Raw genomic sequence first — 13,679 nt, 5'->3', positions numbered from 1 at the left:
CTGTGCTGCCATGCAGGAGCCCACCTAGACCACCTGGCTCTGCGGAACCGGCGGACTGCGGCTGCATCAGGTCTGGTGATTCAGTGCGGAACCGTCACCACCTCAGGCATTCTTGTCGGAAGTGGCTTGGAGACTGGCCAGTCCATCGCTTGAAGGCATGTGAGAAGTTGGTCAGGTCGCTGAAACCGAGTTCAACAGCTATCTCGCTGACCGACAAGGATCGGTCGAGCAGCTTTAGCGAGGCCCGCTCCAGCAACGACGATTCGAGTATCTCTCGGAACGTGGTGCCCTCGTTGAGGAGACGTCGCTTGAGAGTGCTGGTCGAGATTGACAGTTCGTTTGCGACCGACTGACAGGTTTTTAGTCCGGGGCCCTCTTCTATCGACAGTCTTACCTTGGTCGCGTATGACGCCGGTCCGATCCGGTGCTCAAGGGATTTCGACAGATCGGCGATCGCGTGTCGGTATGCAACGGGGTCGGAGAACCGGCAGACCTCGTTCAGGACCTCCGTGGGCACATACAGGAACGTCATGGGCGCGTTGAAAACCAGGTGTCTTCCCAGCGCGTCCTCATGCTGGGTCGTGGAGGCGGGCGCCGGCCAACTGGTGTGCAGCCTGACGGTTGACACGTCGCCAGCGAGCATTCGGATCAACCGCAGGAGCGCGGAACCACAGTAGGTGACGACCAGGCAGTCCAGGTCCGGATCGCCCGTCTGACCTGTGAGCCCGACCGCAAGGCCGTCGTCATTCGGATGGAACCGCGTACTGACGGCCGTCGTAATCAAGGGAAGATACGTGAGCAGTTCCATGACCTCAGCGACCGAGCCCGCACTGATCAAGGGAAGACTCAATGGGCCGAATGAGGTCAGCTGGGCCTGATCTGCGAACGCATGGCCGAGGTGGGTCGCTTGATCGGCGTCCAGGTTGGGGTACACCTCCCGGAACCATCGAGCCGGTGCCTGGCCGCCGAGTTGCAGCAGGGTCGTCTCGTCGGCTCCCTCGCGAACCATGATGGCGCGGAACCGTGCGGCTGCCTCTGCGTCGAGAGTTTGGCTCTCGAGCAGCTGTGCGAAAGCCGTGTAGGGCACGCCCGCGTCGCTGCCGTTCAAAGACACTCCTTGAGCCGAAATCACAACTTTCTGACTCGTGTGACCATAGCCACAGGGCGCATCCGCGACAAGAGTTTGTCCAAGGCTTTGCGGCCCACAACAGCACCAGGAGAGTTGATCATGACAGTGGTTAGGTTTGTGTCACACGACGGGAAGACGCACGCGGTGCCCGTTGAGGAAGGGCAGTCGTTGATGCAGGTCGCGACGAACAACGCGGTGCCTGGCATCGACGGTGACTGCGGTGGAGAAGCTGCGTGCGGGACCTGTCACGTCATCGTTGATCCGCAGTGGTCCGAATGTGTCGGGCCGCCCGGCGCCGATGAGGAGGAGATGCTCGCGATGAACCCTGAGCGTGAACCGACCTCCCGGCTGTCTTGCCAGATGGTGGTCTCCGACGTGTGGGACGGGCTGAGCGTCCGGCTTCCCGAATTTCAGATGTGACGACGAGAACGGGTTGAAATGATGAAGATTCCTGAGGCAATCACGGCCAAAGTTCAATCCTCCATCCCGATGGAGCGCCAGATTCAGGGCGCGCATCTCTACGACAAGACCATGAGATGGGTGAGAGGTGCGAACGGCGACAGGATGTTCGTAGAACGTCCTATCCCGCCGGTCGACGAGGTGGAGCTCGCGGACATCGACGTCAGCAATCCCTTCCTGTATCGGCAGGGTCGATGGCAATCCTACTTCGAGCGCCTGCGCAACGAGGCCCCGATCCATTATCAGCCCAACAGCCCGTTCGGCCCGTTCTGGTCGGTCACTCGTCACGCCGACATCATCGCCGTTGACAAGAACCATGAAGTCTTCTCGGCCGAACCTTTGATCGTCATCGGTGTTCCACCTCGATTCCTCGACATCGAGATGTTCATCGCGATGGATCCTCCGCGTCACGACCTGCAGCGACAGGCGGTCCAAGGCGTTGTCGCGCCGAAGAACCTGCGCGAGATGGAGGGCCTCATCAGGACACGTGTCCGCGAGGTGCTGGACGATCTTCCTGTGGGTGAGCCCTTCAACTGGGTGCAGCGAGTATCAATCGAGCTGACGGGCCGCATGCTCGCCACCTTGCTGGACTTCCCGTACGAGCAGCGTCAAAAGCTCACCTACTGGTCAGACCTTGCGTCGTCGATGGAGCAGGCCAACGGTGGCCCCTCGGACAACGACGAAGTCTTCCATGGAATGCGCGACATGGCGCGAGGTCTCAGCGCGCTCTGGCATGACAAGGCGGCCAGGACTGCTGCCGGGGAGGAACCCGGCTTCGATCTGATCACCATGCTGCAGAGTGACGACAACACCAAGGATCTGATCGACCGCCCCATGGAGTTCCTCGGGAACCTGGTGCTGTTGATCGTCGGCGGCAACGACACCACCCGGAACTCGATGAGTGGCGGGGTTCTAGCGCTCAACCAGTTCCCGGACCAGTTCGAGAAGCTAAAGGCCAACCCCGACCTGATCCCCAACATGGTGTCGGAGATCATCCGCTGGCAGACGCCGCTCGCCTACATGCGCAGGGTCGCGAAGACCGATACCATCCTGAACGGCCAGTTCATCCGCAAGGGCGACAAAGTCGTCATGTGGTACGCGTCTGGTAATCGCGACGAGACGGTGTTCGATCGGCCAGATGAGCTGATCATCGACCGGCCAAACGCACGCAACCATATCGCCTTCGGATTCGGTGTCCACCGTTGCATGGGCAACCGGCTGGCCGAGTTGCAACTGCGCATTCTCTGGGAGGAGCTGCTCCCGCGCTTCGAGAACATCGAAGTCGTGGGTGAGCCGGAATACGTGCAGTCCAACTTCGTGCGGGGTATCAGCAAATTGATGGTCCGACTGACCCCAAAAAGCAGCGCATGACCGCACTGAGAACGGTGATTGTCGGAGCAAGCCATGCCGGCGCGCAACTCGCGGCCAGCCTGCGCCAGGAAGGCTGGGACGGCGAGATTGTCCTGGTGGGCGATGAGTCGCCAGTGCCCTATCAACGCCCACCACTGTCGAAGGCCTATCTGGCTGGGAAGAGCGCCTTCGAAGAGCTGGAAATTCGCAGTGCGGAGTTCTACGACAAGCGGAAGATTAGCCTTCTCGATGCGAGGGTCGAGGCGATCGACCGCTCTGCTGGCCACCTGACGCTGAGCAGCGGCCAGTCGCTGGCCTACGACCATCTCGCGTTGTGCACCGGCGCGCGTCCGCGACGGTTGCTCGTCCCAGGTGCCCATCTTTCCGGTGTTTGCTACCTGCGCACCGCCATGGACGTGGACCTGATCCGAGCAGCCGCCCAACCAGGAAGCGTGGCCGTGATCGTTGGCGGGGGGTACATAGGGCTCGAGGTGGCAGCCTCGCTGCGCGCCTTGGGGCTGGACGTCACCGTGCTCGAGGCGACCGAGCGTGTTCTCGAAAGAGTCACCGCTCCCGAGGTCTCAGCGTTCTTCCAACGGGTCCACCAAGAGGAGGGTGTGAGCATTCGAACCGGAGCCCTCGTCGAGGCCTTCACCGGTGAAACCAAGGTCCGCGAAGTGCTCCTGTCCAATGGCGAGGCCGTCCCTGCAGACCTCGTGATCGTTGGCATCGGTGTCGAGCCGAACACCGAGCTCGCCGCATCAGCCGGCTTGGAGGTCGACAACGGTATTGTGATTGACGACCGTGCTCGGACAAGTGACCGGAACATCGTTGCGGCCGGTGACTGCACGAGTCGATACATGGCCTCCTACGGCGGTCGGGTCCGCCTGGAATGCGTTCCAAGCGCGGGGGAGCAGGCCAAAGTGGCCGCAGCGACGATCTCTGGAAAGTCCAAGGAGATCGCTGCTCTTCCATGGTTCTGGTCGGATCAGTACGACGTCAAGCTCCAGATCGCTGGGCTCAACACCGGGTTCGACGAAGTCGTCCTCAGCGGTGACCCGAAACTGGACCGTGACTTCACCTGCTTCTACCTTCGTCAAGGCGAGCTAATCGCTGCGGATTGTGTCAACCGTCCCCGTGACTTCGTCGTCAGCAAGCGGCTTCTGACGCAGGCGTCTCGGGGCGTTGGGCGAGCCGAGCTGACTTCGGCTGTGAGTGACGCGGGTGCGTAATGCCGTGCGATCCGGGCTCGTCGCGAGCCGGGCGTGCTGGAGCGGAGGGCTCCGGGCCAACCGCGAATCCCATGGCAACGAAGAGTGGACCTATCGTCGAGAGGACATTCAATGACGACCTGCCTATCGCGTTCGGGCAGACAGAGCCCTGCGCGCGGTCCGAGACCAGTTGCCAGTCCGCGACCTCGCACCAGTTCGGGCAGGCTCCGGTCTCAAGTCGGTTCAGGAAACTGTCAGGCTCCCGTCTCTTGGCCACGTCATGGACTGCTCCCGATTCGGACCAGTCTCACCCGGGCCAAGAACAAGCGATGGGACAACGCCTCGCTACCGGTTCTCGCGGACGAGTATCCGATGACCTTGGAGCGAGGATGAGCTGCAGTCCGGCGTCGTTCCTTGAGGCGACTGAGTTCCTCGACATCGAGCACGAAGACATCCGCGCCTTCACCGAGGCCACCGTTGGTGACGCGTCCGGCGACAGGGAAAAGGCGAGGCGCCTCTTCGCTGCCGTCCGGGACCAAGTCTGGTACGACCCCTACACCGTTTCGGCCGACCCCGCCAACTACCGCGCGAGTTTCGTCCTCCAAGCGGGCCGTGCCTATTGCGTCCCGAAAGCGGTCCTCTTGACCGCAGTGTGCCGTGCAGCGGGAATTCCAGCGCGGTTGGGGTTCGCTGATGTGCGCAACCATCTGCAGACCGAATCACTGCGAAAGCTCATGGGCGGCACCGACCTGTTCGTCTATCACGGATACAGCAGTCTCCACATCGACGGGAGATGGCTCAAGGCCACCCCGGCATTCAACGTCGAACTATGCGCTCGTTTCGGCGTTCCACCTGTGGAATTCGACGGCGAGCACGACGCGCTCATGCACGCTTTCACTGGGGACGGAACCCAGCACATGGAGTACGTCCGCGAGCGCGGCGTCTATGACGACCTTCCCCTGGCCGCGATCCTGACCGAGCTTCGGAACACCTATGGATCGATGGTCGAGGCCTCGCCGCAGGCGATCGACGACGCCTTCACCGCAAAGCCCGCCAGCCAGGTCAAACCCGGTGGATCCTCACGCCGGTCCACTTCGCCTCAGGAGGATCAATGACCACCACAACGACCTCAAATAGCGCACTCGAGGTGCGCAACCCGTCCGACGGTCAGCTGGTGGGAACCGTGTCCGTTGACGACCGTGACGCTGTGAACCGCCGCGCCACGCAGCTCCGGCTGGCCCAACGTGCATGGGCCGAGGCTGGTCCGCGGCAGCGCTCCAAGTGGCTGCGCCTCTGGCGCGACTGGATCCTCACGCACTCCGATGAGCTCACCGACCTGCTGCAGGCCGAGACAGGCAAGGTTCGTCCGGACGCGCTCGTAGAGACGACCGCCTCGTGCGAGTTCATCACCTACTACGCCGACCATGCCGAGGAGTTCCTCGCCGACGAACGGGTCAAGACCGCGGGTCTACTCAGCCTGCCGAAACGACTGTCCAAGACCTACCAGCCCTACCCACTCGTCGGTCTGATCACCCCGTGGAACTTCCCGATCACCCTGTTCCTCATGGACGCAGCCCCCGCACTGGCTGCCGGTTGCGCGGTACTGGCGAAGCCCTCAGAAGAGACACCGCTGACCTGCGCGCGGGTCATCGACGGCTGGCGCGAGATCGGCGCGCCACCCGTTCTCGCACATGTCACAGGAGCCGGCGACACTGGTGCCGCAGTGGTGGATGCCGCCGACTTCGTCCAGTTCACGGGCTCGACAGCGACAGGGCGCCAGGTCGCCCTCCGCTGTGCTGAGCAGTTGAAACCGGTGAGTCTGGAGCTGGGCGGCAAGGATCCGGCGATCGTGCTGGAGGACGCCGATCTCGCTCGAGCGGTCGAGGGCGTCGCCTGGGGTGGCCTTTTCAACGCAGGGCAAGTCTGCATCTCCGTCGAACGCGTGTATGTCGTTGCTGCGGTCTACGAGGAATTCGTGGCCCGCCTGACACAGCGCGTGCAGTCCCTGACCCAGGGGGCGGATGCCGGCAACGATGTTGGTGCGATGGTCACCGCGAGACAAGTTGACATCGCGGATCGCCACGTCAGCGAGGCGGTGGCCGCGGGAGCGAAGGTAGTGGCCGGCGGCAAGCGGGGTGCGGCCGGGAACTACTACACGCCAACGGTCCTTGTCGACGTGGATCACACGATGTCCTGCATGACCGAGGAGACCTTCGGACCCACGATCCCGGTGATGTGCGTCGCCGACGAAGAAGAGGCCATCCGACTGGCCAACGACTCGACGTACGGATTGTCGGCGACCGTGTGGACTCGTGATCGTGCTCGCGCCCGCCGTGTTGCACGGCGCCTGGAGGTCGGCGCGGTCAACATCAACGATGTCTTCAGCAACCTCTTCGCGATGACGTTGCCTCACAGTGGCTGGAAGGCCTCCGGGATGGGCGCCCGGCTCGGAGGAGCCGACGGGCTGCACAAGTACTGCCGCGTCCGCGCGGTCACCGAGCCACGACTTCCAGTCCGGGCAAGAGAGCTCACGTGGTACCCGTACTCCGCCTGGCGTACGGCCATCGCCGCGAAGATGCTGCGCGCAGCAGCCGGACGCGGCCTGAGTCAACGCCTCGGCCAGAACAAGGAGCACCGCAGATGACGCACGCCACTTCCTTCCCCGCCAAGACGATCGCGATCACTGGAGGAGCCCGTGGCATCGGCTACCAGACGGCGAAGGAACTGACCGAACGCGGCCACCGCGTTGCCATCGGCGACATCGACGAGGCCCGTATCAAGAAAGCGGCGGACGAGCTCGGTATCTCTGTTGTGGGCCATCTCGACGTCACCCACCCCGACTCGTTCCGGGCGTTCCTCGACATGGTCGAGGAACAGCTTGGCCCCCTCGATGTGCTGGTCAACAACGCGGGCATCATGCCCACCGGACACGCTCACGAGGAGGACGACGCCGTCACCCGGCGACAGGTGGAGATCAACCTCCTCGGAGTGATCTTCGGGACCAAGCTCGCCCTCCAGCGGATGCTGCCGCGGCGGGCCGGACACATCATCAACACCGCATCGCTGGCCGGGGAACTGCCCGTGCCTGGCCTGGCTACCTACTGCGCCACCAAGTTCGCAGTCATCGGATTCACCGAGGCAGCACGGCAGGAGTACCGCAAGTCCGGGATCCAACTGTCCACCGTGCGACCGACATTCACCAACACCGAGCTCGTCGCCGGCACGGCCGGAGCCAAGGGGCTGCGCAACGCCGAACCCGAAGAGATTGCTCGCGCGACAGCCGAGCTGATCGAGCATCCCCGTCCCTTCGTACGGGTCACTCGCCTCGCCGGCGGCATGGTCGCAGCGATGAAGTTCGTGCCCGGACGGGTGGCGTCCGCGCTCGGCTCTGTCCTGGGCACGGACTCGGTCTTCCTCGACGACGTCGACATGGTCGCCCGCCAGACGTACCTCGACCGCATTCGGAACAACTGACCCCCAACTCCAGAACCATTCGGCACGAAGAGCACAAAGAGAAGGACGCCACATGCCCGTCAATGCCTTCATCCAGGACTACCCCCATCGACTGGGGGGACACTGCGGCTCCGGTGCGATGCGCGATCTGCTGCACTGGCACGGTCTGGGATGGGATGGACCGCCCAATGAGGGCCTGGTCTTCACGCTCGGCGGCGCTCTAGGGCTCTCGTTCCTCCGGTCGAGCGAACTCTTCCCCCCGCTGTACCTGGTGGGGCGAGGTGCTGACTTCGAAATCGATCTACCGACGCGACTGGGCGGTGTCGTGCAGGTCCTTACCACCGACGATCCCGCCGAGGGATGGTCGTGGGTCCGTAACGAACTCGACGCCGGTCGACCCAGCCTGATTTGGGGAGACATCGCCGAACTTCCGTACCTCCGTGTCCAGCTGCAGATGAGCCGTCACGACATCGTCGTCATCGGCTACGACGAAGACGAACAACTCGCCTACGTCGTGGACAACGACCGCGCCGAGGTGCAGAAGGTGCCTTTGGACGCCTTGGCCCGGGCACGGTCCTCAACGGCATTCCCACAACCCACGCGTCACTGCACGTACCGCATCACCTGGCCGCCGTCCCTGCCCGCCATCGAGGAAGCCGCCGCGGGCGCGTTCATCCAGTGTGCCGGCAACATGCGCGATCCGTCACAACACAGCATTGCCGGCCCCGCCACAGCCGCGGTCGGTGCCGAAGGCCTGAAGGCGGTTGCTCTGTTCGCTGACGACATCGCGACCTGGGCGGAACTTCCCGACGACGAACTCGGACTCTTGTTGTTCAGCCTGGGTGCCTTCATCGAGAAGGCAGGCACCGGCGGCGGGCTCTTTCGGCGACTGCTCGCAGATGGCTGCGCAGAAGTCGCACGTCTGACCGGCGACCAGGCGACCGCTGAGGCTGCGACCGAAGCTGCCCGTTGCGCACAGGGCTGGACAGAAGCCGCCCGCGCTGCGGTCAAGCGCGACACCCACCCACGTTCGCGGATTGACGACGTGGTCCTGATAGCCAGCCGGCTACCGGAGTTGGAGTTGCGTCTCGTCGAGTCCCTGGAGTCTGCCGCAACCTCCTTGGCGGCGGCAGATGGCTGATCATCGCCATTGACGTTCGAAGGTCGGCTATCTCGGAACAACTGTCCGTGCGGATCCACACACGAGTGAAGGAACCTTATGCAGAGCACGATGATGAACGTCCCGTTGACGACCACAGCAATCATGCGTCACGGCGCAGGCGTGCACGGGTCTGCAACGGTGCGGACGCTGCAACCCGATGGAACCGTAAAGGTCGGCACCTTCGCCGAGGTCGGCCGTAGGGCTGCGCAGTTGGCTCACGCGTTGCGAGGCTGCGGAATCACTGGCGATGATCGGGTCGCCACCTTCATGTGGAACAACCAAGAACACGTGGAGGCGTACTTGGCGGTGCCCTCGATGGGCGCGGTGCTCCACACCCTGAACTTGCGCCTCGCCGCGGAGCAGATCACCTACATCGGCAACCACGCCGAAGATCGAGTGATCATCGCCGATGGCAGTCTCGTACCCCTCCTGGCTCCGGTGTTACCGCAGATCACCAGCGTGCACACCGTCGTGGTGACGGGCGACGTCGATCTCACTCCGCTACGCAGCAAGGACGTCACGGTCGTGAGATACGAGGATTTCATCTCGGGTCAGCCCGAGGCCTTCGACTGGCCCGAGCTCGATGAAGGCACGGCGGCGGCCATGTGCTACACGTCCGGGACCACCGGCAATCCCAAAGGAGTCGCCTACAGTCACCGGTCGACCTACCTGCACTCCATGGCCGCCTGTCTCGCAGACGGCCTCGGTATCGGCGCCGGTGACCGCATCCTCGCGATCGTGCCCATGTTCCACGCCAACGCTTGGGGCCTGGTCTATTCCGCCTTCATGGCCGGTGCCGACCTACTCATGCCCGAGCGTTTCCTACAGGCCGAACCGCTCGTGCGCCTGATCGGTGCTGAGCGACCCACGATCGCCGGAGCAGTCCCGACGATCTGGAACGACGTCTTGAACTTTCTGGAGTCCAACCCAAGCCACGATGTGTCCTCGCTCGGTCTTGTCGCCTGCGGTGGCTCTGCGGTGCCCCTGCACCTCATGAAGACATTCCAAGAGAAGTACGGCGTGCAGATCGTCCAAGCATGGGGGATGACTGAGACCTCTCCGCTGGCCGCCGTCGCCCGTCCGCCCGCATCGCTCGACCCGTCCGAGCAGTGGCAACTGCGTGCCACCCAGGGGCGTCCGGTCGCTGGAGTGGAATTGAGGATCGTCGACGATGCGGGCCGAGTGCTGCCCAACGATGGCGCGGCGGTGGGGGAGTTGCAGGTGCGCGGGCCCTGGATCAGCGGCGCCTACTACCGGGAGGAGGACGACGGAGAGAGGTTCCACGACGGGTGGTTGCGCACCGGCGACGTCGGGCGCATCAACTCACGCAGCTTCGTCACGTTGACCGACCGCACCAAGGACGTGATCAAGTCCGGAGGGGAGTGGATCTCTTCGGTTGAGCTTGAGTTGCACCTCGCCGGTCACCCCGACGTTCTGGAAGCCTCCGTGGTGGGGGTTCCGGACGCGAAGTGGCAGGAGCGGCCACTGGCCGTCATCGCCGTACGCGAGGGCAGGGAACTCACACCGGCCCAGCTTCGTGACTTCCTCGAGGACAAGGTTGCCAGGTGGTGGCTGCCGGAGCGCTGGAGCTTCGTCGCCGAGGTACCGAAGACGTCGGTCGGGAAATTCGACAAGAAGCGCCTACGCGCACTGCATGCCGACGGCGAACTGGCCGTCATCGAAGTCTGAGAAGTATCGCTTCACTCGGACAACTCGAAGCCCGACGAATAGAGAAGTGACACGGATGACGGCGATTGGGAAGCACAGCAACCAGATGACGCCCGTTGGCGGTAGCGAAGGCGACGTATCCCGCGAGGGGGGAGTGATCTCTCGCTGGGCGGCGCACCTCGCCGGTCAGCGCCCGGTGGGGATCGGCCAGACGCTGCCCCCGCACTCGCCGGATTGCGCCGGATGCGGGCCGGATAATCCGGCCGGCCTGCATCTGCGTGCGGTCCGCACCGCGTCGGGAGTCGAAGCAGTCCACTGCTTCGACGAGGCGCATGTAGGAGCCCCAGGTATCGCGCATGGAGGAGCGGTCGCACTCGCGTTCGACGACTTGTTTGGGTTCGTGCTCTACACGGTCGGATCGCTCGCCGTCACTCGCAGCCTTACCGTCGAGTACCGAGCACCGTTCCGGTTGCGCCAGCCGTACACCTTCTGCGCCAACGTGGCCCAACGGGAAGGACGACGGCTGCTGCTCCACGCCGAGGCGCGGGACGACAATGGACGGGGGGTCGGATCCGCCGAGGCCACCTTCGTGGTCGTCGGTGCTGAACATTTCGCCGCGAACGCTGGACAAGGAATGAGCCCCGGCGAATGCGACCTGCAGATGAGAGATCCGAGAGGTCCGAGCAACGTGCCCAGTTCAGTAGCGGTGTCCTACGTGCACAGCCAGCCATCGGTGGAGGTCCAGTGAGGTTACCTGCGTTTCTACCTGGGTGGGGCGTGGCGTGGTGGATCGCGTTCTTGGTCTGCAAGCCGGCGTTGGTCTTGGTGCGCCGTCGGGACTGGCATGGCGTTGAACAGATCCCATCCAGCGGCGGCGTGGTGCTCGCCGTGAACCACGTTTCCCATGTTGACCCGCTGCTCATTGCCGAGATGGTGCTCGCGAACGGAAGGACTCCGGCATTCCTTGCCAAGAGCAGTCTGTTCGGCGAGCGCATCGTGGGGTGGTGGTTCCGTGCCGCCGGGCATGTGGAGGTTGACCGTTCTCGTGGCGCGGACGGATTCGGCGCCGCCTTGACATCTCTCCGCGGCGGTGCGCTTCTTGTCATCTATCCCGAAGGATCGATTACGAGAGACCCCGACGGCCGCATGATGGATCTCAAGACAGGAGCGGTGCGGCTGGCACTCGAGTCAGGAGCACCGTTGATTCCGGTGGTGCAACGAGGCGCTCAAGAGATCCTGCCCGCCTATAGCCGGCGCCCGAGGCTGTTCAAGCGGACGACCGTCAGTATCAACGTCGGTCGTCCGCTGGACCTTACCGATCTCAGAGAGCAAGGACTTGAGCCTGAAGCGGTCAGCGCAGGAACACGTCGGCTGGCCGACACGCTTGCCCGAATGTTGGAGCAATTGTCGGACGGGCGCGGCACCGGTCTGTCTCCGTCGCTCGACTTGCACGTGGGTGGTGACGATCACAAGCGGTCACGCGACGACTTCGCCCGCCAGCAACTGCGATGCCTAGATGCGTCACAGAGCGGTCCGTAGTAGGCCCGACTGGTTGGGTCCTCCAGGGCGGCGAACGCGGGGAGGAAGAACACGCGTTTGAGCTGCAGCCGGACCTCGGGCCGGTACATCAGGCCCTTCGGGACTGCTGCACGTAATGGTGACAGTTGGGTTAGGACGCCCGGGTGAAGGTTGGGGTCATGATGGTCTCGCAGTCGATCAGGGTCAATTGGGCGAGTCGTGCTTGGCGTCGGCGGCGGTGGTCTTCGGATCGCGGCGGCTCAGGCCAGGTTGTCAGGTGAATGAAACAGCTCCCGGTGCTGGATCGCCAGCCGGAGCTCGTCCCCGGTCTTGGCTACCGGCCGGTCCAGTAGATCCTCCGCCCGGCCAAGCCGATACCGGATGGTGTTGCGGTGCACGCAGAGTTCCTCGGCTGTGTCCTCCACGCTTCCACCGTGTGACAGGAAGGCTAGAACCGTTTCGCGTATCCGTGCCGTCGGCTCATCGGATGAACCCAGCGGCCCCAGCACACGATCGACGAACCGGTCGACCTCGGGACTGCAGCCGAGCAGCGCAAGGAGCTCGATCTGCTCGTAGCGCATGACAGCTGCTGATCCACCGCCACTCGTGGCGGCCTCAAGGGTGCGTCGGGCATCATCGTGGCTGCTGACGAACCCCGCCTGGCCGGGGGCGGGTGTGCCGGCGTACAGTGCTGCGCTGATGCTCACCAGGTCGGGGGCGAGGTTCTCGAGACCGCCTAGATCCGGCTGGTCACGCGTGCCGATCCAGGCCCACAGTTGACGGCCGCCGGGGTGGACTACAAGAGGACTACTCCCGCCGAGTAGGCTCGCTACCTCGTGGACGATACGTTCGAGCCCGTCGATGGCATAAGCGTCGGCGGTCTCCAGGATCAAGGCGGTGTGCCTCACCGACATCGGATAGCCGCCCAGAGCGGCCGAGGCGCGCCGGGGGTCGGTGGGCTCGTTAGCCAAGAGGGCCTTCACGACTTCGTACTGCCTCGCCGCCACGCCCTTGGTGCGGCGGGAACTCTCGGCATGGAAGATCTCGGTGGAGTCTGTGATCGCTCCGTCGATCCATGAGCTCGCGCGGCCCCAGAAGAAAATGAGCAGCGCAGCATGGTCGATCTGGTCGGTCGGCAGTGCGTTGACGACGCCGGTGACGTAGTGCCATGACTCCTGCTGAGCCACTCTGTACATCTTGATCAGAAGCTCCAGCGGCAGTTGACGGCCGGCGACCTCACGAGCCAATTGACTGCCCGCTTTAGGCAGGTGGGCGTGGAAATCGGGTTGGCCGAAGGCCGCTAGGAAAGCAAGCCAGTGCTCCCTGACGGCGTCCTCCAGGAGCGCGAAAAAATCCGGCGCCGAGGCGAGTTCGGGCAACTCGCGCCGGATCGCGCTGCTGGTCCGGGTGACCCACCGTTCGACCATCTCCGGGCGCAATTCGTCGGCGACGAACCGGGGGAGCCAGGTGGCGAAATCGGCGGGAAGAGCATCGATGGACAACTGAAATCCCTCCCGGATTGGGTAGCGCTGGCTTGCCAGGCTAGCCCAATTTGTGACCCCGGCCACGTCGTGATCGCGTCAGTGCTGCGGCACGGCCTAGTTTGCGGAAAGGCATGGAGCGGTTGTCGTGTTGCACAGTCCGGGCGCCCATATTTGGTGCTGCCTACAAGAGGTCTCCGCGAGCCCGGTGTTGAACTTCGCAAGCCCAGTCATGTGACGGGTGACAC

12 protein-coding genes are annotated in these 13,679 nt (G+C 63.8%); 10 read left to right on the top strand and 2 right to left on the bottom strand.

Annotated features, from left to right (window positions below):
• Positions 1–94 precede the first annotated feature (94 nt).
• Positions 95–1,114, bottom strand: a complete 1,020-nt coding sequence (locus ACFVJS_RS08030) for a helix-turn-helix domain-containing protein (RefSeq protein ID WP_378878377.1) — start codon at positions 1,112–1,114, stop codon at positions 95–97.
• Between the two features lie 114 nt (positions 1,115–1,228).
• On the opposite strand from ACFVJS_RS08030, the gene ACFVJS_RS08025 reads away from it, so the two are divergent.
• The 10 genes from ACFVJS_RS08025 (at position 1,229) to ACFVJS_RS07980 (ending at position 11,971) form a co-directional block, all read left to right on the top strand.
• Positions 1,229–1,549, top strand: coding sequence for a 2Fe-2S iron-sulfur cluster-binding protein (locus tag ACFVJS_RS08025; protein WP_040756907.1), 321 nt, complete (start codon positions 1,229–1,231; stop codon positions 1,547–1,549).
• Positions 1,550–1,570: 21 nt separating this feature from the next.
• Positions 1,571–2,959, top strand: coding sequence for a cytochrome P450 (locus ACFVJS_RS08020; RefSeq protein WP_040756998.1), 1,389 nt, complete (start codon positions 1,571–1,573; stop codon positions 2,957–2,959).
• Entirely contained in the window at positions 2,956–4,170 is a 1,215-nt protein-coding gene (locus tag ACFVJS_RS08015) for an NAD(P)/FAD-dependent oxidoreductase (protein WP_040756905.1), read from the top strand. Before ACFVJS_RS08020 ends, ACFVJS_RS08015 begins: the two co-directional genes overlap by 4 nt.
• Positions 4,171–4,538: 368 nt before the next feature.
• Positions 4,539–5,264: a transglutaminase family protein gene (locus ACFVJS_RS08010; protein WP_008362709.1), complete on the top strand. Its 726-nt coding sequence runs from the start codon at positions 4,539–4,541 to the stop codon at positions 5,262–5,264.
• Positions 5,261–6,793, top strand: coding sequence for an aldehyde dehydrogenase family protein (locus ACFVJS_RS08005; RefSeq protein ID WP_008362707.1), 1,533 nt, complete (start codon positions 5,261–5,263; stop codon positions 6,791–6,793). The genes ACFVJS_RS08010 and ACFVJS_RS08005 overlap by 4 nt, the downstream gene beginning before the upstream one ends.
• Positions 6,790–7,623 (top strand): SDR family oxidoreductase, encoded by an 834-nt coding sequence (locus tag ACFVJS_RS08000; protein WP_008362705.1) that lies wholly within the window; start codon positions 6,790–6,792, stop codon positions 7,621–7,623. The genes ACFVJS_RS08005 and ACFVJS_RS08000 overlap by 4 nt, the downstream gene beginning before the upstream one ends.
• A 52-nt stretch (positions 7,624–7,675) precedes the next feature.
• Positions 7,676–8,743 (top strand): BtrH N-terminal domain-containing protein, encoded by a 1,068-nt coding sequence (locus ACFVJS_RS07995; protein WP_008362703.1) that lies wholly within the window; start codon positions 7,676–7,678, stop codon positions 8,741–8,743.
• Between the two features lie 78 nt (positions 8,744–8,821).
• On the top strand, positions 8,822–10,453 hold the full coding sequence (locus ACFVJS_RS07990; protein WP_008362701.1) for a long-chain fatty acid--CoA ligase: 1,632 nt from the start codon (positions 8,822–8,824) through the stop codon (positions 10,451–10,453).
• A gap of 55 nt (positions 10,454–10,508) precedes the next feature.
• Positions 10,509–11,180, top strand: coding sequence for a PaaI family thioesterase (locus tag ACFVJS_RS07985; RefSeq protein ID WP_008362700.1), 672 nt, complete (start codon positions 10,509–10,511; stop codon positions 11,178–11,180).
• Positions 11,181–11,209: 29 nt separating this feature from the next.
• Complete coding sequence (locus ACFVJS_RS07980) at positions 11,210–11,971, top strand: 1-acyl-sn-glycerol-3-phosphate acyltransferase (RefSeq protein ID WP_008362699.1); 762 nt, start codon at positions 11,210–11,212, stop codon at positions 11,969–11,971.
• 239 nt (positions 11,972–12,210) lie between these two features.
• On the opposite strand, the gene ACFVJS_RS07975 is transcribed toward ACFVJS_RS07980, so the two are convergent.
• Positions 12,211–13,452, bottom strand: coding sequence for a CdaR family transcriptional regulator (locus ACFVJS_RS07975; RefSeq protein ID WP_008362698.1), 1,242 nt, complete (start codon positions 13,450–13,452; stop codon positions 12,211–12,213).
• Positions 13,453–13,679 lie beyond the last annotated feature (227 nt).

The sequence above is a fragment of the Nocardioides sp. NPDC057772 genome (assembly GCF_042798075.1).
Classification (GTDB): Bacteria; Actinomycetota; Actinomycetes; order Propionibacteriales; family Nocardioidaceae; genus Nocardioides.
The sequence above is the reverse complement of the archived record's forward strand: the minus strand, read 5'-3'. Positions and strand labels throughout refer to the sequence as shown.